Source organism: Marinibacterium sp. SX1 (genome assembly GCF_050389775.1).
Lineage (GTDB): Bacteria > Pseudomonadota > Alphaproteobacteria > Rhodobacterales > Rhodobacteraceae > Marinibacterium.
This window is the reverse complement of sequence record NZ_CP177144.1, coordinates 2,406,451-2,429,110: the sequence shown is the minus strand read 5'-3', so window position 1 is coordinate 2,429,110 and position 22,660 is coordinate 2,406,451. Positions and strand designations below refer to the sequence as shown.

Below are 22,660 nucleotides of genomic sequence, written 5' to 3'. Positions count from 1 at the left end.
CGGCCTACCGAGTCACCACGGGGATGCAATCGGCGCCTTCGGCCACCAGGGCCGAGCAGAAGCGCCGGGCATCGGACAGGTCTTCAAAGCCCATGGCCCGCAGGCGATAGAAGGTCCGGCCGCCGCTTGCGGCCTTCTGGACCACGCGCGACTTGCCTTCCAGGTAATCGCCGAAGCGCACGGCCAGCTTGTCCCATTCGCCGCGGGCGACCTCGGGGCTGTCATAGGCGCCCAGCTGGGCCAGGCGCGTGCCCGGGATCAGCTTTTCGGGGTCGATCTCGGCCACGTCGGGCCGGGCGGCGGGCGTGTCGGCAGCCTGCGGCGCGGCCGGGCGGGTCGACAGCGATGCCGGCCGGGTCATCGGCCGGACCGACCGCTTGATGCCCGGGGCGGTGACCACCGCGGCGGGCACGTTGTCCTCGACCTCGGGCTCGGCCTCTTGCGCGGGGGTCTGCGGTTCCTCTTCGGGCGCGTCGATATCCGACAGCGCGCTGTCATCCTCGACCGGCACCTCGGGCCAATCGACGTCAGGCGCGGGGATCGACATGTCGACGCCGTCGCCGGACAGGCTTTCCAACGGGCTGACACCATCTGTCAATTCGTCAACCAGCTTGGCCAGGGCGGTTTGTTGCAGCACTTCGTCATCGGCATCGATCGACGGCAGCTGGTCGTCGTCGTCTTCCAGCGTCTCGGCCGAAGCCTGCTGCACCATGGTCTCGGCCGGCGCCGCAAGCAATCCGCGGGGCTGGTCCTCGTCGCGCAGCGACACCGGGCGCGGCGCCAGCACCAGCCGGTCGGGCGTGGCCTCGGCCTCGCCCCTAGCGGCCACGGCATTCACCGCCAGGCCCTGGTGATCGGCCGGGCGGCCGCCGGGATCTTCGGGCTGCACACGCATCGGGCCTTCGATGGCGCGCACCACCGGGACGCCGCTGACATCGCGGACCATCAGCTTGTAGCCCCAGATTCCAACGCCGGTCATGAAGGCCAGGGACATCACCGCCCCGGCCACGGTCACCGCATTGCCAAGCCCGTTGCCCGAACGCCCCTCGTCCACGCCCGGATGGGGCGCGTAATCATCATGTGCCATGTCCGCCTCACTGCTTCGCCCGAATCCGGCGCTTGTCCGGCCTCGTTGCGACGCTCTGCTCTGCCTCGGTCCGGCGGCTTGCGGGTGTTATTTGCGAAGGCTGCGGGCCTGTCGTGCAAGCCCTTGGCCATTCACCGCATTTCGTCCGCCGGAGTCACGCCAAGAATACCAAGTCCGGCGGAAATAACAACGGCAACGGCCCGGGCCAGCGCCAGTTTGGACTGACTTGTGGCCGGATCGTCCTCCTGCAGGAACCGCAGGCCGGGCTCGTCATTGCCCTTGTTCCACAGCGCGTGGAAATCGCCGGCCAGTTCATAGAGATAGAAGGCCACCCGGTGGGGTTCGTTGGTGCGCGCGGCGATCTCGACCAGGCGCGGCCATTCGGACAATTTCCGCGCCAGGCCCAGCTCGGCCTCGTGGTCCAGCCGGGCCAGGTCGGCGCCGGCCAGCGCGGCATCGTCGCAAGCCACCCCGGCCTCGGTCGCCCGGCGCAGGACCGAGTTCACCCGGGCGTGGGCATATTGCACGTAGAACACCGGGTTCTCGCGGCTCTGTTCCAGCACCTTGTCGAAATCGAAATCCAGCGGCGCGTCGTTCTTGCGGGTCAGCATGACAAAGCGCGTCACGTCCGGGCCGACCTGGTCGACCACGTCGCGCAGGGTGACGAAGTTGCCGGCCCGCTTGGACATTTTGAACGGCTCGCCGTTTTTGAACAATCTGACAAGTTGTGTCAGTTTGATATCCAGCGGCACCTTGCCTTCGGACAGGGCCGACACGGCGGCCTTCATCCGTTTGACATAACCGCCATGGTCGGCGCCGAAGACATCGATCAGCATGTCGAAGCCGCGGGTGATCTTGTCGTAGTGATAGGCGATGTCGGGCGCGAAATAGGTCCAGGCCCCGTCCGATTTCTTGACCGGCCGGTCGACATCGTCGCCGTGATCGGTCGAGCGGAACAGCGTCTGCTCGCGCGGTTCCCAATCCTCGGGCGTCTTGCCCTTGGGCGGTTCCAGCACGCCTTCGTAGATCAGGCCCTTGCCTTCCAGCTCTTGCAGGGCGGCCTCGATCCGGCCGGTGCCATAGAGCGATTTCTCGGAGTAAAAGACATCCATCTGCACGCCGAGCGCGGCCAGGTCCGAGCGGATCAGGTCCATCATCGCCGCGGTGGCAAATTCGCGGATCTCTTCCAGCCAGAATTTCTCGCCCTTGCCGACAAAGGCATCGCCGACCTTGTCCTTGAGCGCTTGACCGACCTCGATCAGGTAGTCGCCGGGATAGGTGCCATCGGGGAATTCGACGTCCTGGCCATGGGCTTCGAGGTACCGCAGGTAGACCGAGCGGGCCAGCACATCGACCTGGGCACCGCCGTCGTTGATATAATATTCACGAGTCACGTCGTAACCTGCGTAATCAAGCAGGCTGGCCAACGCATCGCCAAAGACCGCGCCGCGGGTATGACCCACGTGCAGCGGCCCGGTCGGGTTGGCCGAGACATATTCGACATTGACCTTACGCCCCTGCCCCATGGCCGAGCGTCCAAAGGCCGTGCCCTGGGCCAGCACGGCACCAAAGACGCCCTGCCAGACGCCGGCATCCAGCCGCAGGTTCAGGAACCCGGGGCCGGCCACGTCGGCCGAGACGATGCGCGGATCGGCGACCAGGCGGGCGGCCAGCTTGTCGGCGATGTCGCGGGGCTTTTGCCGGGCCGGCTTGGCCAGGACCATCGCGGCATTGGTGGCCATGTCGCCATGGGCCGCATCGCGCGGCGGTTCGACCGCCACGTTGTCCAAGCTCAGCCCTTCGGGCAGGTCGCCCGCTGCGACCATGGCGGTCAGCGCGTCGAGCACGACGGTGCGGATGTCGGCAAACAGGTTCATCTCGGGTATCCTCGCGGCGTTTGGCGCGATGTATCATGTGGGCATGCGCGGTCAACCATGCGCCCGCCGAACGCCCCCGCCCGGGGAGCGATCGCGCGGCGTCCTGCCGGGTTGTGCGGCGGGGTTGGCGGATCTGGCAGCCGGATCTTTGTGCGCGCCCTGCCAGCCTATCATGCCCGGCCCGGCAATGCGCCACGGCAGAGTCACCGGCCTGGCGCATTGGTCCTGCCCCGCCCGACAATGCCCTGCGGACTTCTGTATGACTGCGGCGATACGGACCGGCTCGGTTTCTACCGTGATACGGCCCGGCCCGGGTTCACGTCGCCCCGAATTCCCGACCATTGCTGCGGCATGGCGCCGACCGGTTTCCCGCCGCGCCGGCGTCTCAGGCCACCCTGTTCGATCACCCACCCACCAGATCGGTGGTCCTGCCTCACCGCGCCGGACGCACCACCCCGGCCGCTCAGCCGAACAGCCGGTGGTGTTCCTGCAGGGCAAACCGGTCGGTCATGCCGGCGATGTAATCGCTGACCAGCCGGGCCAGCGTGGTGTCGTCGGGCACCTGAGCCACGGCCTTTTGCCAGCGCGTGGGCATCAGATCGGGCTGGTCGAGGTAGAGCGGGAACAGGTCCATCACCACGCCCGTCACCTTTTCGCGCTCTTCCATCACCCGCGGCGCGCGGTACATGTGGCCGAAGAGAAAGGCCCGGATCTCCTTCAGATCGGCCCAGAGCCCGTCGGAAAAGGCAATGACCGGCGCGCCGTGATGGCGGATCTCTTCGACCGATCCGGCCCCCGACCCCGCCAGCAGCGCCCGCGACACGTCGATCACGTCGCTGACCATCACGCCAAAGACCCGGCGCAGCGCCTCGTGGCGCCGGCGGCCGAACTCCAGGTCGGGGAACAGCCGGTCGACCTCGGCATAGGCCGCGCCCACGATGGGCAGCTCGGCCACCTCGTCATCGCTGAACAGCCCGGCCCGCAGCCCGTCCATCAGGTCGTGGTTGTTGTAGGCAATGTCGTCCGACAGCGCGGCGACCTGGGCCTCGGCGCTGGCATGGGTGTGCAGTTCGAGATCGTGGATCTCGTTGTATTCGGCCAACGCCCAGGGCAGGTCGCCGACCACCGGACCATTGTGCTTGGCAATGCCTTCCAGCGTTTCCCAGGTCAGGTTGCACCCGTCAAACCGCGCGTAATGCTGTTCCAGCCGGGTCACGATGCGGATCGCCTGGGCGTTGTGATCGAACCCGCCATAAGGCGCCATCAGCGCATGCAGCGCATCCTCGCCGGTATGGCCAAAGGGCGTGTGGCCCAGGTCATGGGCCAGGGCCACGGCTTCGGTCAGCTCGCCGTTCAGGCCAAGCGCGCCGGCAATCGTGCGCGCCACCTGGGCCACCTCGATCGAATGGGTCAGGCGCGTGCGGTAATTGTCGCCTTCGTGTTCGACGAAGACCTGTGTCTTGTGTTTCAGCCGGCGGAAGGCGCCGGAATGGATGATACGATCCCGGTCCCGCTGGAAGCAGGAACGGAAATTGCTGTCCTCTTCCGTGACCAGCCGTCCCCTGCTGGCCCCGGGATCCGAGGCATAGGCCGCGCGCATGTCGGTCTCTCGTTCTTGTCGCCCGTCTTTCGCGCTTCTATATTACGGTCTGTCCTTGATGAAAACCGCGAGGGTTAACCCATGCAACTGCCCCCCAAAGTGACGGACCGCGCCTTTGCCCGCCTGGCCGAGATCGGCGCCGCGACCCAGGGCCAGGCCCTGCGCATTGCCGTCGAAGGTGGCGGATGTTCGGGCTTTCAATACGAAATCGCGCTGGATACGCCGGCGGCCGATGACCTTGTGCTGGAAGGCCAGGGCCAGAAGGTGGTCGTCGACACCGTGTCGCTGCCCTTCCTGGAAAACGCGGTGATCGATTTCACCGAAGAGCTGATCGGCGCGCGGTTCGTGATCGAAAACCCCAACGCCACGTCGTCCTGCGGCTGCGGCACGTCCTTTTCCATGTGACCAGGCCGCTCCCGGCCTGCCGGGGTTGCAGGGCCTAGGGATCGGTGCGCGGGCCCGGCCAATGCCCCGGCCCAAAGGCTCCCGGCCAGGGCCGGAACGCCGGGCGCACCACGCGCTCGGCCGGGCGCATCGTGTCGCGCATCAGCATCAGCCCCGATCCGGCCACGATGGCCACGCCGATCAACAGCCCCGGGCGCAGCCCTTCGCCAAAGGCCAGCGCGCCCAGGATGGCCATCCAGACAAATTGCAGGTTCATCAGTGGCGTAACCACAAAGGCCGGCAACAGGCGCAGGGCCACGACCAGCACCCAGCGCGCAGCAAAGAGCAGCACGGCATAGCCCGCCACCCAGGCCAGGTCGGCCAGGGGCATCGGCCGCCAGACAAAGGGCAAGACCAGGCCCATGACCAGGCACAGCGCGGCATTGGGATAGAAAACCTGCGCCAGCGCGTTGCTTTCACTGCGCCCGATCAGCCGGGCCAGGACCATCGACAGGGTGCCGGCGAGGCTGGCCAGCAGCGCCCAGAGATGGCCGGGGCCGAGGCCCGTGCGGCCTTCGGGAAAGAGACAGAGCACACCTATAAACCCGGCGGCCAGCGCGCCCCAGGCGGTGGGGCGCACGTGTTCGCCCAGGATCGGCCCCGACATCAGCCCGGCCATCAGGGGCATCAGCCCGATGAACAGGAAGACCTCGGCAAAGGGCAGCAGGCGGAAGGCCTGAAAGAACGCCAGCGCAGCCACCACCGTGGCCCCCGCGCGCAGGGCCATGGCCCCCGGCCGCCCGGTGCCCAGCCCCTGCCGCCGCCCGGGATGGCGATCGGCGGCCAGGCTCAGCGCCACGACGATCAGCCCGCTCAGCGCATATAGCTGCGGTGCAGCATATCCACCGGCGATCAGCTTGGTGATCGCATCGGCCGACGAGATCAGCCCGGTGTAGATCACGACCAGCCCGGCGCCCGTCACGGCGCTCCCGGCCAGCATCGACCCCGGCCTCACGAGGCCACCCCGCGCAGGCCGGTGCGGGCGAAACCGGCGAAGAATTCACCGAACCGCTCGGTGCAACGCTCGGCTGCCAAAAGGACGTTCCGGCCTTCGTCCTCCAGCGTGTCGGCAACCAGCGCGCGCATGCGCTCCCAATCGTCGCTGCGCCGATCGTCCAGGCGGAACAGGCAATCGGACAGGGCGCGCAACGGCGCCACGGTCGCCGGAGGGGCGTGAAACGACATCGCCCCGCCCGCCACCGGACGGCTGAACGCCCCCCGCCCGGCCATTGCAAGCGCCCAGTTCGACACGAAAAATTCGTGGTAATCGTCGTGTATATCCGCCCCATCACCGGCGACCATGCCAAAGCCTGCGACACGGGTGGCGATCCAGTCTTCCCAGATCTCCGACGGCTGTCGCCCGGCATAGCGCAGCGCAACACAGACCTCGGCCAGCAGATCGGCGTTCTGGTCCAGCCAGGCCAGGATGCCGGCATATTCCAGCGAGGCCACGGCCGCATCGGACAATCCCGGATCCTGCCGGCCATAGGCGCTGAGGTAGAAAACGATGTGGGTCAGCTCGTAGGCTGCCTTCTTGTTGGGCAGCTGAAAGGTGCCCGAGCGGTCGATGAACCGGTGCAGCCGTTCGGCCAGGCCGGTATCCTCGGGCAGCGGATCGACGCCGCGCCGCAGCATAAGTCGCCGTGCCTCGGCCCGTTGCAGGTCGGACATCTCGGCCCGGGCCAGCCCCTGTCGGGCGGCCCATTCGACCATCTCGGCCCCGGTCGTGCCCGGTTCCAGGCCGGCCCGTTCGGCCAGGTCCTCGACATCCAGGCAGATCGACAGGAGGAAGCGGTAATATTGCGGAAAGAACTCCATGCGCTGCGCGATACGCGCCATGAAGCCGGCATGCGCCTGCAGGGCCTCGGCGGGAACCGCCCGGCCCGTGCATTCGCAGATGTTGAGCAGCTCGGCGTTTTCCTTCAGCCAGAAGACATCGTCGCCAAAGCGGCGATGGGCGGCAAAGCTGTCCAGCAGGGCGCCCAACCGGGCGCCCTCGCTCTGGCGCCGGGACGGGACGTTCAGGGGAATGACATTCGACATCTGGAAAATCCTTTCGGTTGGATCGGCGTTTCCGTGACGCCTTGATGGCTCCCTGGCCGCCCCGTTGCCCGGATCGACCCGCGGCGCGTCAGCTGCCCGACGAGAACATCTGCGTGGCGTCCCCGGCCGCGATCTCGGCGCGCCGTGCCGCGGGCGCCGAGCCCGACGAGAACATCCGCGTGCCCTCACCCGTGGCCGCATCGGCCGAGGCGCTGGGGGCGGACCCCGAAGAGAACATCTGCACCAGCTCGCCGGTCAGAACCCCGCCGCGCGCCGGTGCCGAGCCGGACGAGAACATCTCGACCCCTTCGCCGGTCACGGCCGTGGCCGCGGCCCGGGGGGCGGAACCGGAGGAAAACATCCCGATGTCGGCGCCATCGAACATGTCACCCGAGGCAACGGGCGCCGAGCCGGACGAGAACATTTCGACCCCATCTCCGCAAAAGGCGCCGGTGGCGGCCAAGGTGACGGGGGCGCGGTAGGTTTTCAGCAAGGTTTTCATGACAGTGTCTCCGTTCATGCAGGTTGATCCCGCAATTACGGTTACACGCATTTGGCGAGTTGAAAATAGCTCACACAACCTGAGCGGGCACTCTAGGCGAGTTATCCACATGAAGCTCGCCACCCAATTCTCTGACCGAATTTGGAAACAAACTGTCACAAATTCTATGAAAAAACTTATCCACAAGGCGCATTGTTGCTGGATTCGCTCCAATAGCGGGCATCGTCGCCTCCGAATCGCGCAGAACGAAGGGGGATCAAGCCCCGATCCGGGGCGACTCACCCCATTCTGGTGTCAGCGTCGACCCGCCGCCGCGCCTTGCCCCCGGCCGCCGCATGAGGGATAGGTTGGCCCGACCATTGCCGGCGGAGGGCCCCATGAAGATCGCCACGTTCAACATCAACGGCATCCGCGCCCGGGCCGAGGCCCTGCCCGCCTGGCTCGACGAAGCCCAGCCCGACGTGGCGCTGCTGCAAGAGATCAAGTCGGTCGACACGGCCTTCCCGCGCGAGCTTTTCGAAGACCGCGGCTACAATGTGGAAACCCACGGTCAGAAATCCTTCAACGGGGTGGCGATCCTGTCGAAACTGCCGCTCGAAGACGTCACCCGCGGCCTGCCCGGCGATGACAGCGACGAACAGGCCCGCTGGATCGAAGCGACGGTCGTGGGCAAGACGGCGGTGCGCCTCTGCGGGCTCTACTTGCCCAATGGCAACCCGGTGCCGGGGCCGAAATACGATTACAAGCTGGCCTGGATGGAGCGCCTGCTGGCCCGAGCGCAGGACCTGCTGGCCGGCGAAGAGGTCGCGGTGATGGCCGGCGATTACAACATCATCCCCCAGGCCGAAGACGCCGCCCGCCCCGAGGCCTGGCGCGAGGATGCGCTGTTCCGGCTGGAAAGCCGCGAAGCCTTTCGGCGCATCGTCAACCTGGGTTTCACCGATGCGCTGCGGGCCAGGAACGGCGCGGCCGGGGTCTATTCCTTCTGGGATTACCAGGCCGGCGCCTGGGATCGCAACGACGGCATCCGCATCGACCACCTGCTGCTGACCCCCCAGGCCGCCGACCGCCTGTCCGATTGCGGCGTCGACGCCGAGATCCGCGGCCGGACCAAGCCGTCGGACCACGTGCCCGTCTGGATCGAACTGGACGCCTGACGCCCCTGCCCATCGCCGCATGGGCGGAGTGGACAAGGCCGGATATTTTCAAAGAGAAAGAAGCAGCACCGCGCGCCCTGTCCCCCACGCCCGCACGGCGATGGGCAGGAGCGCGCTCCCCTGGCTTCTTCTTGGTAAAAATACCCTACACCGCCGCGTCCACCCCACGCGCCGCCAATCAAGGGCACCTCAGGCGGTGACATCCTCGCCATAGATCCAGTCGAACTGGCGCAGCATCAACTCGGGCGCCAGTGCGCCCGCCAGCCGCAAAGCCACATGACCGATCCCGCGAGCGGGCGGGAAGCGCATGTGGTACTTCCAGGCGTTGCGATTGGCCGCGGCGATCACCCGGGCCGCGCGGTCGCGCCGGGCCTGCTGATAGGCCGCCAGCGACCCGTCCGATCCGTCCCAGCACCGCGCCAGGACCCAGGCATCTTCCAGCGCCAGGTTTGCCCCTTGCGCCAGGAACGGCAGTGTCGGATGTGCCGCGTCACCAAGGATCGCCACCCCATCGCCCCACCATCGCCCGGCCACCGAATGGCGAAAAAGCCCCCAGAGACCAACGGTTTCAACCCTATCCAGCAGATCGCGCGCCGGGCCGCGCAGGTCGGCGAAGGCCGCCCGCAGGTTGGCCGGATCGTCGTCGTGATGCCAGCCTTCGGCCACCCACTCCGCCTGTTCGCGGATTGCCACCAGGTTGGCCAACCGCCCGTCGCGCAGCGGGTAGCAGACCAGGTGCTTGCCCGGCGCCATGACCACCCGCGCCTCGCCCGGCAGCGGAGAGCTCACCGGCACCACCGCGCGCCAGGCCACCTGGCCCGTAAAGAACGGCTTGTCCGCGCCGTTCAGCGCCGCGCGTGCAACCGAATGCAGCCCATCGGCCCCGACCACCAGCGCGGCGCTGTCTTCGGCGCCATCACCAAAGCGCACAATCGCGCGCGCGCCAGGCGTGACCGAGGCAACCCGCCGCCCCAGCTCGATCGGAATGCCCGCCGCCTGCACCGCCCGGTGCAAAAGCCCGATCAGATCCGCCCGGTGCATCAGGTTGTACCGCTGGTCCGGCCGCCGCATCAGGTCCAGCCGCAGCACATCGCCCGGCCGACGGTAATCGCTGAGCACCACCGCCCGGGCCCGGACCGACAGCGCATCCAGCGTCTCGCCCAGCCCCAGCGCGCGCAGGACCGCGCCGCCGTTCGGGCTGATCTGCAGACCGGCGCCCACCTCGGCCAGTTCATCCGCCTGCTCGACCACCCGCACCGGATGGCCCCGCCGGTGCAGCGCCAGCGCCGCCGTCAGCCCGCCGATCCCGGCGCCCAGCACTAGGATGTCACCGCGCTTGTCCATATCGGCCCCCGTTCCCCGCCTTCCCGAAAAGACGAAGGGCGCCGGGGGCCTTACGCCCCGGCGCCCCCGCCAATCTTGTTGTTCCGACGACGATCAGTCGTCGCGATGGACCTTTTCGCGCCGTTCGTGACGTTCCTGGGCTTCCAGGCTCATCGTCGCGATCGGACGGGCATCGAGACGTTTGAGCGAAATCGGCTCTCCGGTCACGTCGCAATATCCGTATTCACCCTCGTCGATCCGGCGCAGGGCAGAGTCGATCTTGGCAACCAGCTTGCGCTGCCGATCCCGCGTGCGCAATTCCAGCGCGCGATCGGTCTCTTCGCTGGCCCGGTCGGCCACGTCGGGGATATTACGGGTGCTGTCCTGCAGACCCTCGATCGTGTCACGGCTTTCGGCCAGCAATTCGGCCTTCCAGTTCAACAACTTGCGGCGGAAATACTCGAGCTGCCGGTCGTTCATGAACGGCTCATCCTCGGCCGGGCGGTAATCGTCCGGCAGAAAGACTTCCTGCTTCATTTGGGCTCCCTCGGATTGGCCATCAACGTCCGTCAAATTCAGTTCCTTAGACATCTGGCTCTCCATGGTCGCAGCGTTTATCCGAGGCGTTAACAATTGTCACTACACATTCACGCGCTGTCCGGTCTAAAACGCAGGGTAGATATGCATGCGGCGCAATGTACAGCAAGGGATTGTTACAAAATGAAATTTCACGGCACAGAGAAGTATGTCGCAACAGACGACCTGACCGTCGCCGTGAATGCCGCGGTCACTCTCGAACGTCCCTTGCTGGTCAAGGGCGAGCCGGGAACCGGCAAGACCGAATTGGCCCGCCAGATCGCCGATGCGCTGGGTCTTACCATGCTGGAGTGGAACATCAAGTCCACCACCCGGGCCCAGCAGGGTCTTTACGAATATGATGCCGTCAGCCGCCTGCGTGACAGTCAACTGGGCGACGAACGTGTGCATGATGTGCGCAATTACCTGAAAAAGGGTAAATTGTGGGAGGCTTTCGCCGCCGAGGACCGTGTCGTCCTGCTGATCGACGAGATCGACAAGGCGGATATCGAGTTCCCCAACGACCTGCTGCAGGAACTCGACAAGATGGAGTTCCATGTCTACGAGACCGGCGAGACGATCCGCGCCCGCCAGCGGCCCATCGTGATCATCACCTCGAACAATGAAAAGGAACTGCCCGACGCCTTCCTGCGCCGCTGTTTCTTCCACTACATCCGCTTCCCCGACACTGAGACCATGCGCCGCATCGTCGAGGTGCATCACCCGGGCATCAAGGACGCCCTGCTGACCGCCGCGCTGACCCAGTTCTACGAGGTGCGCGACACACCGGGGCTCAAGAAGAAACCCTCGACCTCCGAGGTGCTCGACTGGCTCAAGCTGCTGCTGGCAGAGGATCTTTCGCCCGAGGATCTCAAGCGCGACGGGGCCAGCGCCCTGCCGAAACTGCATGGTGCGCTGCTGAAGAACGAGCAGGACGTACACCTGTTCGAGCGCCTGGCCTTCATGGCACGGGGGCAGCGCTGAGACCGGCGATCCGTGTCCGAAATCGGGCCGATCAGGCCCGAAAGCCGCAATTGTGTCACGGATCGCACCCAACTTCGCCCCTGCGTCACCCCGCCATGGCGCAAACAGCCCCAAGATGACAAAACTGGTCCCATGACCGACCAAACCGATCTGATCATCCGCCCGCTCCGGCCCGACGACCGTCCGGCCTGGACCGCGCTGTGGACCGCCTATCTCGAATTCTACGACTCCACCGTGCCCGCCGAGGTCTATGACAGCACCTTTGCCCGGCTGATGGATGACGCGCCCTATGACCCCAACGGGCTGATCGCCCTGCTGGACGACCGGCCGGTCGGGCTGGTCCATTACTTCTACCACCGCCATTGCTGGAAGGTGGAAAATGTCTGTTACCTGCAAGACCTTTACGCCGATCCCTCCGTGCGCGGCAGCGGCGTCGGCCGGGCCCTGATCGAGGCGGTCTATGCCGCCGCCGATGCCGCCGGTGCGCCTTCGGTCTACTGGATGACGCAGGATTTCAACGAAACTGCCCGCCGGCTGTATGACCGGATCGGCACTGTGACACCGTTTATCAAGTACCAGAGGCCCTGATGCGCGTCTGCCTGTTGTTGAGTGCCGTGGCGATGGCCATGGCCAGTTGTACCACCCCGCCGGACCGCGATACGCCAACCCGCGCGGTGGTCGCCGACAGCACGCTGCCTCCGATGAAGACCTTCGGCAATGCCCGACCCCAGCCACCGCAGGGATCAAACGCGGATATTGCCGGCGATTTCATGGCCTTGCATTTTCAGCTGGAAAGCGGCCGGTCACTGGAGACCTTCACCCGCTTCGAAGGCCCGGTCACCGTCCGCGTGACCGGCGCGCCGCCGGCCAGCCTGGGCCCCGACCTGTCGCGCCTGTTGCAACGGCTGCGCAGCGAGGCCGGTATCGACATCCGCGAGATCCGGTCGGGCACCGCCAACATCACCATCGAGGCCGTCCCGCGCGAGGAGATCCGCAAGGCCCTGCCGCTGGCCGCCTGTTTCGTCGTGCCCAATGTCTCGGGCCTGGCCGAGTTCAAGCGTGACCGCCGCAAGGCCAAGACCAACTGGGCCCAGCTGGAACGCCGCGACCGGCTGGCCATCTTCGTGCCCAACGACACCTCGCCCCAGGAGGTGCGCGATTGCCTGCACGAAGAGTTGGCCCAGGCGCTCGGCCCGCTCAACGACCTGTATCGCCTGTCGGATTCGGTGTTCAACGACGACAATGTCCAGCGCGTGCTGACCGGGTTCGACATGCTGATCCTGCGCACGACCTATGCGCCCGAGCTGCGCAACGGCATGAACCGGGACGAGGTGGCCGCCGCACTGCCCCGTATCCTGGCCCGTTACAATCCGGCCGGCGCCGGCAAGCCGCGCGTTGGCATGGAACCGACGCCCCGGGTCTGGATCAACGCCGTGCAGACCGCGCTTGGCCCCGGCGCCAGCCCGAATGCCCGACGCGCCGCCGCCGATACCGCCCTGGCCACCGCCCGCGAACAGGGCTGGCAGGATCATCGCCGGTCGTTCAGCCATTACATCGTCGGCCGCATGGTCCAGGTCACCGATCCGGCCCAGGCCGAGCGCCATTACGCCGCGGCCATGCACTACCTGGGCAACAGCCCCGGCGACCGCCTGCAGGCCGCCTATATCGTCACCCAGACCGCCGCGCTGGACATCAGCCGGGGCGATCCCGCCGCCGCCCTGGCCAAGCTGAACCCGGCCATCGAGACCGCGGCACGCGCAGAGAACGCCGCGCTGATGTCGACGCTGATGCTGCTCAAGGCCGAGGCGCTTGAGCTGCTGGGCCGTCCCGACCAGGCACGCGCCGTCAGGCTGGACAGCCTCGGCTGGGCGCGATACGGCTTTGGCGCGGACTGGGCCGTCCGGCAGAAGATGCGCGAGATCTCGGCCCTGAACCCGCTGAAAGGGAGCGACGGGCAGATATGATCATCTTGGGCAGCGCGATCCTGGGAGCCATCATCGGGGCGATGACGGCCCGGAAACGCGGCGGCGCGGGGCTGGACCTGGCCCAGTACGGCGCCAGCTTTGCAATCGCCTTCGGACTGATCGGCCTCATCGCCACCATCGCGATCCACCGCATGGCGGTCTGACCCATGTTCCTGCCCTTCTTCGAAAATCTTCGGAAGGGCGGCGTGCCGGTATCGCTTCGCGAATATCTCTCCTTTCTCGATGCCATGCGCGCAGGCCTGGTGACCTACGACGCCGAAGGGTTCTATTACCTGGCCCGCACCGCGATGGTGAAGGACGAGCGCAACATCGACAAGTTCGACCGCGCCTTCGCCGCCACCTTCGAAGGCCTGGCCGCAATTTCCATCGACCAGGTCCTGCAAGCCGTCGACATCCCCGCCGACTGGCTGGCGAAGATGGCCGAGAAACACCTTTCCCCCGAGGAAAAGGCCGAGATCGAGGCCCTGGGGGGCTTCGACAAGCTCATGGAGACGCTGAAACAGCGGCTCGAAGAGCAGAAGGGCCGCCACCAGGGTGGCAACAAGTGGATCGGCACGGCCGGCACCTCGCCCTTTGGCGCGCATGGGTACAACCCCGAGGGCGTGCGCATCGGCCAGGACGAAAGCCGTCACCAGCGGGCCGTCAAGGTCTGGGACAAGCGCGAATTCCGCAACTTCGACGACACGGTCGAACTTGGCACGCGCAACATTAAGGTGGCCTTAAAGCGCCTGCGCCGATGGGCGCGCGAAGGCGCCCATGACGAGCTGGACCTCGACGGCACGATCCGCGCGACGGCCGAACATGGGTACCTGGACGTCAAGATGCGGCCCGAACGGCACAATGCCGTCAAGCTGGTGCTGTTCCTCGATGTCGGCGGATCGATGGATGCCCATGTGAAAGTCGTCGAGGAATTGTTTTCCGCCGCGCGCAGCGAATTCAAGCATCTCGAACATTATTACTTTCACAATTGCCTTTACGAAGGCGTCTGGCGCGACAATTCCCGGCGGTGGAATGAACAGATTCCGACCGACGAGGTGCTGCGCACCTATGGGCCGGATTACAAATGTATCTTCGTGGGCGATGCATCCATGTCGCCCTACGAGATAGCCTATCCCGGCGGAGCCAATGAACATTGGAATGCCGAGGCCGGCCAGGTCTGGCTGGAACGCGCCCGGGCGCAATGGGCGTCCCATGTCTGGATCAACCCGGTGCCGGAAAAATACTGGGGCTATACCCATTCCATCCAGATGATCCAGGAGATCTTTGACGGCGCGATGGTGCCGATGACCCTGGAAGGGCTGGAACGCGGCATGAAGGACCTGACGCGCTAGGGCCCGGTCGGCACGGGCCAAAAGCCCGCGCCGCTGTCCGGCAGGCGATCAACCCGCCACAGGCGGATGCGTCACCGCAGCCTTTGCAACAGGGCTATCGTGCCGATGCCCGTGACGGCCAGGCCGTTGTCGCGCTGATAGCCCGAGATCGCGGCCTGGCTCTTGGGACCCAGCACGCCATCGTCGCCCCCGGTGTCATAACCCGCACGGGTCAGGCGGCGCTGCAGCTCCTGGCGGTCGGCCCGGGTCAGCCCGTTGGCATCGGGGCCGAACGGGGTCTGCAGCGGGCCGCCCCCGGCGATCCGGTTGGCCAGGTAGCCCACGGCCAGGGCATAGCTGGTGGAATTGTTGTAGGTCTTGATGGTGCCGAAATTCGGATAGGTGCGGAACTGCGGCCCGGGCGATTGTGGCTGGATGACCGTGCCACCCGACGTGCCGGGCAGCGCCTCGACCACCCAGGGCTGGCCAAAGCGCCAGCCGTTGCGGTCGAGATAGGCGGCGGCCGAGGCCAGGGCATCGGTGGGATCGTCCGACCAGATGTCGCGCCGCCCGTCGCCGGTGAAATCCACGGCAAAGGCCAGGTACGACGTCGGGATGAACTGGGTGTGGCCCATGGCGCCGGCCCAGGAGCCGACCATGCCCTCGGGTGAGACATCCCCGGCCTGCAGGATCTTGAGCGCCGCGATGAGCTGTTTCTCGAAGAGCTCGCGCCGGCGGCCGTCATAGGCCAGGGTGGCCACGGCCGAGACGACCGGCACATCGCCGCGCCGGGCGCCGTACTGGCTTTCGATGCCCCAGATGGCCACGACGATTTCCTTTTCGACGCCGTAGCGGGATTCGATCTGCGACAGCACGCCGTTGTGGCGGCTGAGCATCTGGCGGCCGGTGGCCACCTTTTCATCGCTGGCGGTCAGCGACAGGTAATCTTCGAGCGAGCGGCGGAACTCGGTCTGGTTGCGGTCACGTTCGATGACCTCGGGCAGGTAGCCCGCGGCGCGGAAGGCCCGGTCGATCGTGGCCTGCGACAGGCCGTTGGCCGCGGCCCGGCCGCGGAACCCGTCCAGCCAGGCATCGAAGCCGGCATTGGGCACGGCCCGGTATTGCGCCCCCGCCGGCGCGCCGCCTCCGCCCGCACAGGCCGAAAGCCCGAGGGCGCCCATGCCTGCCAGCGTCCATCGTCTGTTCATCATCATCGTTCACTCTGCCCGGATTCGTTTGCCTCGCTCCATTGTGCCGCGACGACGGGGGCACTGTCCAACGTTGCGCGCCTGCCCGGCGGCGGTTCGCGTGGCAAGCCGGCAGGCAGGGTATTTGGACCAAGAAGAAGACAGGGGCGTGGCGCGCCGGGCCCGGCCGACCTATATCTGGCCCATGTTGAAACTGACCCCGATCCTGCTGGCCGTGCTCTATGGCCTCGTGTCCTACCAGTTCTCGGTCTGGCGGACCCGGGGCCAGCTGGACCGCAAGTCGACCGAGCTGGCCGATCCGCGGTTGCGGCAGATCCTGGAGCGCATGGCCCGGGCGCTGGATGTCGACCGGATCCGGGTGTTCATCTACGAGATCGATCCGGTCAACGGGCTGGCCGCGCCGGACGGGCGGATCTTCATCACCCGGGGGTTCTACCGCAAGTTTGCCAATGGCGAGGTGTCGGCCGAAGAGCTGTCGTCGGTCATTGCCCACGAGCTTGGCCACGTGGCCCTGGGCCATGCCCGGCGGCGGATGATCGATTTCTCGGGGCAGAACGCCCTGCGCACGGCCCTGGGCATGGTGCTCAGCCGGCTGATCCCCGGTTTCGGCGTGCTGATCGCCGGGGCGGTCAGCTCGGTTCTGGCCGCCAGCCTGTCACGGTCCGACGAATACGAGGCAGATGCCTATGCCGCGGCCCTGCTGACCAAGGCCGGCATCGGGATCGGCCCCCAGAAAACGCTTTTTGCCAAGCTCGACGCCCTGACCGAAAGCCGCGCCGGCGTTGCCCCGGCCTGGCTGATGAGCCACCCGCGCACCCATGAGCGCATCGCCGAACTGGAGAAACTGGAAGCCCGGTGGGTGCGCTGACCGCCCTTGGGTTAGGGCATACCGCTGCTGCTTCTTTCTCTTTCCAAATATCCTCCGCACCCTCCGCCCCGCGCCCGCGCCGGGACGGGTGCGCCCCTATCCCAGCGCCTTGCCCAGCCGGGGCAGCCGCGCCTTTTTCAGCAGCGCGCGCATCTGCCAGGACGCATCCTCGCGCCGGGCCAGGTCGAGGATGGACCGGGCCGCCGTTTCGATCGGCCCCGGGTTGGCTTGCCACAGTTCCAGCAGGAAGCCATCCGGGTCCAGCCGCTGCAGACCTTCCTCGGCCAGGGTGCCACGGGGGAAATCCTTGGCGTTCATCGTCACGATCGCATCGGCCGAGCCATCCACCGCCGCGGCCAGCACGTGCAGGTCCGACGGGTCGGGCAGCCACAGCCGCGCCTCGGTGCCGGGCTGCGGGGTGATCTCGGCCCCCGGCCAGGCCGCGCGCAGCAGGGCGATCTCGCCCCTGGCCCGAGTTTCGGCCAGGGGTCCGGCCCGGCCCGCCGCCCGGGCCCATTCCTCGAGGATGCGCGCCGACCAGGCCGGGCGATAGCCGCCCTCTTCGGCCCCGGCCAGCAGCAGCGCGCGCATCACCGTGGGGTAGAGCACGCAGGCGTCGAGGACGACCTTCACAGCGCGAAGAACAGCGACTTCAGGTATCCCGATTCCGCCAGAAGCGGATGCTGGGGATGGTCCGGCCCGGCCTGGCCGGTATGGATCAGTCGGGCTTCGCGCCCGGCCCGGCCTATGCCGCGCACGCAGGCCGTGCGGAACTTGGCCAGGTCGGCGGCATGGGAACAGGAACACAGGCCCAGCACCCCGCCTTCGGCCACCAGCGGCGCGGCCAGCCGGGCGATGCGCTCATAGGCCCGCAACCCGGCCTCAAGCGCCTGTTTCGACGGCGCAAAGGCTGGCGGGTCGCAAATCACCACCTGGAATTGCGCGCCTTCCTCGCCCAGGGCGGTCAGCACGTCAAAGGCATCGCCCTGGCGGGTGGCAAACCGGTCGCCCAGGCCCGAGGCCCCGGCCCCCGCCACGGCCAGTTCCAGCGCCGGGGCCGAGCCATCGACGGCCAGGGCCGAGCCGGCGCCGGCCGCCAGCATGGCCAGGCCGAAACCGCCGACATGGGAAAACACGTCGAGCACGGCATCGCCCGGGCGCACCAGCCCGGCGGCAAAGGCATGGTTGGGCCGCTGGTCATAGAACAGCCCGGTCTTCTGCCCGCCGGTCAGGTCGGCCATGTAGCGCGCGCCGTTCATCGGCACGGCCAGCGGCGCTTCGGGCGCGTCACCGGCCAGCACGGCATTGGCATCGTCCAGCCCTTCCAGCCCGCGCGCCCGGCCGCCGGCATTCTTCAGCACGGTACGCACCCCGGTCACCGCCACCAGCGCCCGGGTCAGCTCGGGCAGCAGGCGTTCGGCCCAGGCCGCGTTGGGCTGGACCACGCAGGTGTCGCCGAACCGGTCGATGATCACCCCGGGCAGCCCGTCGGCCTCGGCATGGATCAGCCGGTACCAGGGCGCATCGAACAGCCGCTCGCGCAGGTCCAGCGCCCGGGCCAGCCGGACGGTCAGCCAGGTCTCGTCGATCCGTGCCCCGGGATCGCGGTCGAGCATCCGCGCGATGATCTTTGAGTCGGCATTCACTGCCACCACGCCCAACGGCGCGCGCCCGGCATCTTCGAGCCGGGCCAGGCTGCCCGGCGCCAGGACCCGGGTACGCCGGTCGGTCACCAGGTCCGAAGCATAGACCCAGGGAAAGCCATGGCGCAGCGGCCGGGCGTTGATCTTGGGTTTCAGCCGGATGACCGGCAGGTCGCCGGAAGGCAGGTCGGCAGCGGGCATGTCGTCGGTCATGGCGGATGTCCTGTCGGGCCCCTTGTCGGGCAAGGGGGTGGATGATGGGCCGGGCGTGAAGATGACCGGTCTCTTACAGGCCCCGGCCCGGCCCCGCAATCGCGCCTGCGGTTCCGTCTGTGCCACCCTGGCGCCGAACACGCCACAGGGTCCATGCCACGCTCGTGCCGAACCCGTCATTCGGCCCACGCCGCCCTTGCAACGCCCTGGCCACTCGGCCCTTGCGCCCACGCGCCACACCTGCCGTTCATCGGGTGCCACATCAGCACTGCATCCACCGTTCGGCACCCGCCGCCCCCGCGCCGCGCTTGCTATCCAGCCTGCACCGCCTTCGTACTGCATCCGCCGTTCGGCACGCGCCGCACTCGCGCCGCGCTTGCCATCCACCTGAACCGCCCTCGCACTGCACCCGCCGTTCGGCACGTGCCGCTCTCGCGTCGCGCCTGCCACTCAGCCTGCTCCACCCTCTCGGCAAACCCGCCGGTCAGCCCGTGCCGCCCTCGCGTCGCGCCCGCCAGCCTCCGCGCCGGCGTGGGCGGGCGGTGTCGCCTGGTGCGCCGGTGGTCCCGCCTTCGCGCAGCACAAGTGTCATCGGATGATCGGGGTGTTCGGCGCCATAGCGGTCGGCCAGCTGCATCCGGCTGGTCTCGCTGTCCTGGTCGATCGGCAGGCCCAGGGCCCAGTCGAGAAAGATGCTGCGGCATTCGCCCGGCGAAATGCCCTCGATCCGGAAACTCTCCCGGATCAGCCCCTTGGGATCGAGCGGATCACGTGCCTGGCCCATCGCCCCCTCCTCCGCGTTGCAGGGCCGCATCGACGATGGCGGCCGTCTCAGCGTAGCGCGCCGTCACCAGGTCCTGCAAGGCATCCATCCCGGCCTCGGGCTCCAGCCCGGCGCTGCGACACAGGAAGGCCGCCGCCCCGCGCCCGACGCCCGCCCCGTCCCCCGGGGCAATGCCCAGCAGGCGGATGGCCGTGTGCAATTCCCAGTAAAGCCCGTAGGCCGCGTGCAGCACCGCCGTCTCGGGCCCGGTCAGCCAGCCAGCGTCCCGTGCCTCGTCCAGCCCGGGCAAGGCCGCCCGGGTCGGCCGGCCCGACAGCAGGTGACCGGCCTGGGCCAGCAATTCCAGGTCCTGCAACCGGCCCGGCCCGTTGCGCAGGTCCAGCCAGCCGCCCGGCGCCTTGGCCGCGGCCAGCCGGTCGCGCATGTCGGAGACCTCGCGGGCCACATCCCCGCCTTGCCGCGGGCGGGCGATGATCCCGGCCCGGAAGGTCTCGATATCGGCCATCAGCCCGGGCGTGCCGGCAATGCCCCGGGCCCGGGTCAGGGCCAGGTGTTCCCACAGCCAGGCCTCGGTCTCCTGGTAATTGCGATAGGATGGCCAGCTGGTGGCCACCGGTCCCTGCTTGCCCGAGGGGCGCAGGCGCATGTCGATCTCGAACAGCCGGCCCTGGGACATCGGCGCCGACATGGCCGTGATCATGGCCTGGGTCAGCCGGGCGTAATAGGCCCGCGTGGCCAAGGGCCGCCGCCCGTCCGAGCTTTCGACGCCCTCGGCATCGTAGATCACGATCAGGTCCAGGTCGGACCCCGCATTCATGTGCCGCGCCCCGACCGAGCCCATGCCCAGGATCGCCGCGCCCCGGCCCGGCGGATGGCCGTGCTTGCGCGCGAACTCGGCGATGACCACCGGGCTGACCGCGCGCAGGGCGGCATCGGCCAGGTCGGCGTAATGCCCACCGGCCGTCTCGCCGTCGATCAGCCCGCGCAGGTGGTGCACGCCGATGCGGAAATGCCATTCCTTCTTCCAGCGCCGGGCGGCATCGAGCTTGAGCTCGTAATCGTCCTCGTGGGCGATGCGCGTTTCCAGGTCGCGGGTCAGCGCCTCTTCGCCCGGCCAGGGCGCAAAGAAATCGCCGCCGATCACCGCGTCCAGCACCCCGGCATTGCGCGACAGGTATTCCCCCAGCGCCGGGGCCGTGCCGATGATGTCGACCAGCAGGTCGATCAGCTCGGGGTTGGACTGGAACAGCGAGAACAGCTGCACCCCCGCCGGCAGCCCGGCCAGGAAACGGTCGAAATTCAGCAGCGCCTCGTCGGGCCGGGCCGCGCGCGACAGCCGGGCCAGCAGTTCCGGGCGCAGCCGGTTGAAGATCTCGACCGCCCGCGACGAGCGCAGCGCCGGGTAATGATGCCAGCGCGACAGCACCTCGCGGTCAAAGTCATGCACCTCCTGCGCCGGGGGCGGCGGCGCGGCATCGGGGGCAAAGAAATCCTCGGTCAGCTCGGCCACCTCATCGAGCCGCGCAGCCAGCCCGTCCAGCAGCGCCGACCGGTCCAGCCCCATCAGCCCGGCCACCCGGTCGATGCCCTCGGCCGACACGGGCATCGTGTGGGTCTGGGCGTCGTTGACCATCTGGATGCGGTGTTCAACCTCGCGGAAGGCCCGGTAATGGTCGCGCAGCCGGTCGGCCACGTCCTGCGGAATCCAGCCCTTGGCGGCCAGCGCCTGCAGCGCCGGTTCGGTGCCCCGCATCCGCAGCCCCGGGTCCCGCCCGCCGGCGATCAGCTGGCGGGTCTGGGTGAAGAACTCGATCTCGCGGATGCCGCCCCGGCCCAGTTTCATGTCATGGCCCGCCACCTCGACCCGGCCATGCAGGCGCTTGCTGTCGCGGATGCGCAGCCGGATCGCATGGGCATCCTCGATCGCCGCGAAATCCAGGTGGCGCCGCCAGATGAACGGCCGGATGTCTTCCAGAAACCGCCGGCCCGCGGCCAGGTCGCCCGCCGCCGGCCGGGCCTTGATCATCGCCGCCCGTTCCCAGGTGCGCCCGAAACTCTCGTAATAGGTCTCGGCCGCTTCCATCGAGATGCAGACCGGCGTGACGGACGGGTCGGGCCGCAGGCGCAGGTCGGTGCGAAAGACATACCCGTCCGACGTGCGTTCGGACAGCAGCGTCGACATGTTGCGCGTCACCCGCACCAATGCCTGGCGGGCGTCCAGCACGTCGGCATCGCCATAAAGACTGCCGTCGAACAGGCAGATCAGGTCGATATCCGAGGAATAGTTCAACTCGTGCGCGCCCATCTTGCCCATGGCCAGCACAAAGAGCCCCCCGGCCCCGGCGGCATCCTCGCGCACCGGCGCGGGCAGCTTGCCCCGGCGCAGCTGTTCGCCCAGCTCGGCCCGGATCGCCAGGTCGCAGGCCAGCCCGCCCAGGTCGGTCAGCCGGGCCATCACCACGTCCAGCGGCCAGGCCCCGGCCAGGTCGGCCAGCCCGGTCATCAGCGCCACCCGCCGCTTGGCCTTGCGCAGGGCCTTGCCCAGCCCGTCGCGCGGCACGTCGGACAGGGCGGCCAGCGTCGCATCCAGCGCCCCGGCGGGGGCGTCCAGCGCATCGGCCAGCCAATCGGCCTCGCGCGTGATCAGCCCCTGCAGGTAGGGCGAGGACCCCGCCGCGCCGATCAGCAGGTCGCGCAGGGGGCCCGTCGCGCCGGTCACCCGGTCGGCCGCCTCCTGCCCCAGCGCCGCGTCGCAGGGCCGCGGCAGGCGGGTGATCTGGCCGGCCAGCGGCGCATCCTGGGCGGTGGTCGAAGGTCGGGAAGCGGGCGAAGGAGAGGTGTCGGTCATGGCGGCACGTTGCGGCGCGACCCGGGCACAGTCAACGCCCGATCATCGCCCGGGATGCGGCGCATCATACTCCCGCTGGCGCACCGTCGTTCCCCCCTGTGATCGCACCGCCACCGGCCCCGTCACAGTTCCCCCACGTCCATGTCTATCGTTCCACCGTTTCTCAGGGCCATGCCTATCGTTGCACCGTTCCCCCACCGCCATGTTA

The 22,660-nt window shown here is 67.9% G+C and carries 21 protein-coding genes; 8 read left to right on the top strand and 13 right to left on the bottom strand.

Annotated features, from left to right (window positions below; all coding sequences use genetic code 11):
* Positions 1-4: 4 nt before the first annotated feature.
* From ACK3BB_RS10845 to ACK3BB_RS10835, 3 genes are all read right to left on the bottom strand, one after another.
* Entirely contained in the window at positions 5-1,087 is a 1,083-nt protein-coding gene (locus ACK3BB_RS10845) for an SPOR domain-containing protein (protein ID WP_428924666.1), read from the bottom strand.
* Between the two features lie 131 nt (positions 1,088-1,218).
* Positions 1,219-2,964: an arginine--tRNA ligase gene (gene argS, locus ACK3BB_RS10840; RefSeq protein ID WP_428924665.1), complete on the bottom strand. Its 1,746-nt coding sequence runs from the start codon at positions 2,962-2,964 to the stop codon at positions 1,219-1,221.
* Positions 2,965-3,427: 463 nt separating this feature from the next.
* Complete coding sequence (locus tag ACK3BB_RS10835; RefSeq protein WP_428924664.1) at positions 3,428-4,564, bottom strand: deoxyguanosinetriphosphate triphosphohydrolase; 1,137 nt, start codon at positions 4,562-4,564, stop codon at positions 3,428-3,430.
* 81 nt (positions 4,565-4,645) lie between these two features.
* Between ACK3BB_RS10835 and ACK3BB_RS10830 the strand changes: the two genes are divergently transcribed.
* Complete coding sequence (locus tag ACK3BB_RS10830) at positions 4,646-4,969, top strand: HesB/IscA family protein (protein WP_428924663.1); 324 nt, start codon at positions 4,646-4,648, stop codon at positions 4,967-4,969.
* 34 nt (positions 4,970-5,003) lie between these two features.
* On the opposite strand, the gene ACK3BB_RS10825 is transcribed toward ACK3BB_RS10830, so the two are convergent.
* The 3 genes from ACK3BB_RS10825 to ACK3BB_RS10815 all read right to left on the bottom strand — a co-directional run bounded on the left by ACK3BB_RS10825 (position 5,004) and on the right by ACK3BB_RS10815 (position 7,553).
* Positions 5,004-5,948, bottom strand: a complete 945-nt coding sequence (locus ACK3BB_RS10825; protein WP_428924662.1) for a DMT family transporter — start codon at positions 5,946-5,948, stop codon at positions 5,004-5,006.
* Between the two features lie 11 nt (positions 5,949-5,959).
* On the bottom strand, positions 5,960-7,051 hold the full coding sequence (locus ACK3BB_RS10820; RefSeq protein ID WP_428924661.1) for a DUF6902 family protein: 1,092 nt from the start codon (positions 7,049-7,051) through the stop codon (positions 5,960-5,962).
* Between the two features lie 88 nt (positions 7,052-7,139).
* Entirely contained in the window at positions 7,140-7,553 is a 414-nt protein-coding gene (locus ACK3BB_RS10815; RefSeq protein ID WP_428924660.1) for a hypothetical protein, read from the bottom strand.
* A gap of 377 nt (positions 7,554-7,930) precedes the next feature.
* Here ACK3BB_RS10815 and xth point away from each other — a divergent pair, with 377 nt between their 5' ends.
* Positions 7,931-8,710, top strand: coding sequence for an exodeoxyribonuclease III (gene xth, locus ACK3BB_RS10810; RefSeq protein WP_428924659.1), 780 nt, complete (start codon positions 7,931-7,933; stop codon positions 8,708-8,710).
* 189 nt (positions 8,711-8,899) lie between these two features.
* Here xth and ACK3BB_RS10805 read toward each other — a convergent pair whose 3' ends face one another.
* Both ACK3BB_RS10805 and dksA read right to left on the bottom strand, forming a co-directional pair.
* Positions 8,900-10,054, bottom strand: coding sequence for an FAD-dependent monooxygenase (locus tag ACK3BB_RS10805; RefSeq protein ID WP_428924658.1), 1,155 nt, complete (start codon positions 10,052-10,054; stop codon positions 8,900-8,902).
* Between the two features lie 93 nt (positions 10,055-10,147).
* Positions 10,148-10,570, bottom strand: coding sequence for an RNA polymerase-binding protein DksA (gene dksA / locus ACK3BB_RS10800; protein WP_428924657.1), 423 nt, complete (start codon positions 10,568-10,570; stop codon positions 10,148-10,150).
* A 183-nt stretch (positions 10,571-10,753) separates the two neighbouring features.
* Between dksA and ACK3BB_RS10795 the strand changes: the two genes are divergently transcribed.
* The 5 genes from ACK3BB_RS10795 to ACK3BB_RS10775 all read left to right on the top strand — a co-directional run bounded on the left by ACK3BB_RS10795 (position 10,754) and on the right by ACK3BB_RS10775 (position 14,909).
* Positions 10,754-11,593: an AAA family ATPase gene (locus ACK3BB_RS10795; protein WP_428924656.1), complete on the top strand. Its 840-nt coding sequence runs from the start codon at positions 10,754-10,756 to the stop codon at positions 11,591-11,593.
* Between the two features lie 132 nt (positions 11,594-11,725).
* Entirely contained in the window at positions 11,726-12,181 is a 456-nt protein-coding gene (locus tag ACK3BB_RS10790; RefSeq protein WP_428924655.1) for an N-acetyltransferase family protein, read from the top strand.
* The gene (locus ACK3BB_RS10785) at positions 12,181-13,557 is read left to right on the top strand and encodes a DUF2927 domain-containing protein (protein ID WP_428924654.1); all 1,377 of its coding nucleotides are present in this window, start codon (positions 12,181-12,183) and stop codon (positions 13,555-13,557) included. Before ACK3BB_RS10790 ends, ACK3BB_RS10785 begins: the two co-directional genes overlap by 1 nt.
* Entirely contained in the window at positions 13,554-13,721 is a 168-nt protein-coding gene (locus tag ACK3BB_RS10780) for a hypothetical protein (RefSeq protein WP_428924653.1), read from the top strand. Before ACK3BB_RS10785 ends, ACK3BB_RS10780 begins: the two co-directional genes overlap by 4 nt.
* 3 nt (positions 13,722-13,724) lie before the next feature.
* The gene (locus ACK3BB_RS10775) at positions 13,725-14,909 is read left to right on the top strand and encodes a vWA domain-containing protein (protein ID WP_428924652.1); all 1,185 of its coding nucleotides are present in this window, start codon (positions 13,725-13,727) and stop codon (positions 14,907-14,909) included.
* 71 nt (positions 14,910-14,980) lie between these two features.
* Here ACK3BB_RS10775 and ACK3BB_RS10770 read toward each other — a convergent pair whose 3' ends face one another.
* On the bottom strand, positions 14,981-16,102 hold the full coding sequence (locus ACK3BB_RS10770; RefSeq protein WP_428924651.1) for a lytic murein transglycosylase: 1,122 nt from the start codon (positions 16,100-16,102) through the stop codon (positions 14,981-14,983).
* A gap of 178 nt (positions 16,103-16,280) precedes the next feature.
* Between ACK3BB_RS10770 and ACK3BB_RS10765 the strand changes: the two genes are divergently transcribed.
* Positions 16,281-16,964, top strand: a complete 684-nt coding sequence (locus ACK3BB_RS10765; RefSeq protein WP_428928721.1) for a M48 family metalloprotease — start codon at positions 16,281-16,283, stop codon at positions 16,962-16,964.
* A gap of 96 nt (positions 16,965-17,060) precedes the next feature.
* Here the strand turns inward: ACK3BB_RS10765 and ACK3BB_RS10760 are convergent, their stop codons facing one another.
* The 4 genes from ACK3BB_RS10760 to ACK3BB_RS10745 form a co-directional block, all read right to left on the bottom strand.
* Positions 17,061-17,597 carry an RSP_2648 family PIN domain-containing protein gene (locus ACK3BB_RS10760; protein ID WP_428924650.1) on the bottom strand — a complete coding sequence of 179 codons (537 nt, stop codon included), beginning with the start codon at positions 17,595-17,597 and terminating at the stop codon, positions 17,061-17,063.
* Positions 17,594-18,820: an RSP_2647 family RNA methyltransferase gene (locus tag ACK3BB_RS10755; protein ID WP_428924649.1), complete on the bottom strand. Its 1,227-nt coding sequence runs from the start codon at positions 18,818-18,820 to the stop codon at positions 17,594-17,596. Before ACK3BB_RS10755 ends, ACK3BB_RS10760 begins: the two co-directional genes overlap by 4 nt.
* A 484-nt stretch (positions 18,821-19,304) precedes the next feature.
* Positions 19,305-19,604: a hypothetical protein gene (locus ACK3BB_RS10750; RefSeq protein WP_428924648.1), complete on the bottom strand. Its 300-nt coding sequence runs from the start codon at positions 19,602-19,604 to the stop codon at positions 19,305-19,307.
* Positions 19,588-22,452 (bottom strand): glutamine-synthetase adenylyltransferase, encoded by a 2,865-nt coding sequence (locus ACK3BB_RS10745; protein WP_428924647.1) that lies wholly within the window; start codon positions 22,450-22,452, stop codon positions 19,588-19,590. Before ACK3BB_RS10745 ends, ACK3BB_RS10750 begins: the two co-directional genes overlap by 17 nt.
* Positions 22,453-22,660 lie beyond the last annotated feature (208 nt).

Bases quoted from the DNA above. Each gene is read 5' to 3' on its own strand.
- ACK3BB_RS10830 (WP_428924663.1), top strand. From the start codon at position 4,646: ATGCAACTGCCCCCCAAAGTGACGGACCGCGCCTTTGCCCGCCTGGCC.
- ACK3BB_RS10745 (WP_428924647.1), bottom strand. From the start codon at position 22,452: ATGACCGACACCTCTCCTTCGCCCGCTTCCCGACCTTCGACCACCGCC.
- ACK3BB_RS10780 (WP_428924653.1), top strand. From the start codon at position 13,554: ATGATCATCTTGGGCAGCGCGATCCTGGGAGCCATCATCGGGGCGATG.
- ACK3BB_RS10750 (WP_428924648.1), bottom strand. From the start codon at position 19,604: ATGGGCCAGGCACGTGATCCGCTCGATCCCAAGGGGCTGATCCGGGAG.
- ACK3BB_RS10845 (WP_428924666.1), bottom strand. From the start codon at position 1,087: ATGGCACATGATGATTACGCGCCCCATCCGGGCGTGGACGAGGGGCGT.
- ACK3BB_RS10755 (WP_428924649.1), bottom strand. From the start codon at position 18,820: ATGACCGACGACATGCCCGCTGCCGACCTGCCTTCCGGCGACCTGCCG.
- ACK3BB_RS10795 (WP_428924656.1), top strand. From the start codon at position 10,754: ATGAAATTTCACGGCACAGAGAAGTATGTCGCAACAGACGACCTGACC.
- argS (WP_428924665.1), bottom strand. From the start codon at position 2,964: ATGAACCTGTTTGCCGACATCCGCACCGTCGTGCTCGACGCGCTGACC.
- ACK3BB_RS10790 (WP_428924655.1), top strand. From the start codon at position 11,726: ATGACCGACCAAACCGATCTGATCATCCGCCCGCTCCGGCCCGACGAC.
- ACK3BB_RS10765 (WP_428928721.1), top strand. From the start codon at position 16,281: ATGTTGAAACTGACCCCGATCCTGCTGGCCGTGCTCTATGGCCTCGTG.
- xth (WP_428924659.1), top strand. From the start codon at position 7,931: ATGAAGATCGCCACGTTCAACATCAACGGCATCCGCGCCCGGGCCGAG.
- ACK3BB_RS10820 (WP_428924661.1), bottom strand. From the start codon at position 7,051: ATGTCGAATGTCATTCCCCTGAACGTCCCGTCCCGGCGCCAGAGCGAG.
- ACK3BB_RS10835 (WP_428924664.1), bottom strand. From the start codon at position 4,564: ATGCGCGCGGCCTATGCCTCGGATCCCGGGGCCAGCAGGGGACGGCTG.
- ACK3BB_RS10775 (WP_428924652.1), top strand. From the start codon at position 13,725: ATGTTCCTGCCCTTCTTCGAAAATCTTCGGAAGGGCGGCGTGCCGGTA.
- ACK3BB_RS10770 (WP_428924651.1), bottom strand. From the start codon at position 16,102: ATGATGATGAACAGACGATGGACGCTGGCAGGCATGGGCGCCCTCGGG.
- ACK3BB_RS10825 (WP_428924662.1), bottom strand. From the start codon at position 5,948: ATGCTGGCCGGGAGCGCCGTGACGGGCGCCGGGCTGGTCGTGATCTAC.
- dksA (WP_428924657.1), bottom strand. From the start codon at position 10,570: ATGAAGCAGGAAGTCTTTCTGCCGGACGATTACCGCCCGGCCGAGGAT.
- ACK3BB_RS10805 (WP_428924658.1), bottom strand. From the start codon at position 10,054: ATGGACAAGCGCGGTGACATCCTAGTGCTGGGCGCCGGGATCGGCGGG.
- ACK3BB_RS10815 (WP_428924660.1), bottom strand. From the start codon at position 7,553: ATGAAAACCTTGCTGAAAACCTACCGCGCCCCCGTCACCTTGGCCGCC.
- ACK3BB_RS10785 (WP_428924654.1), top strand. From the start codon at position 12,181: ATGCGCGTCTGCCTGTTGTTGAGTGCCGTGGCGATGGCCATGGCCAGT.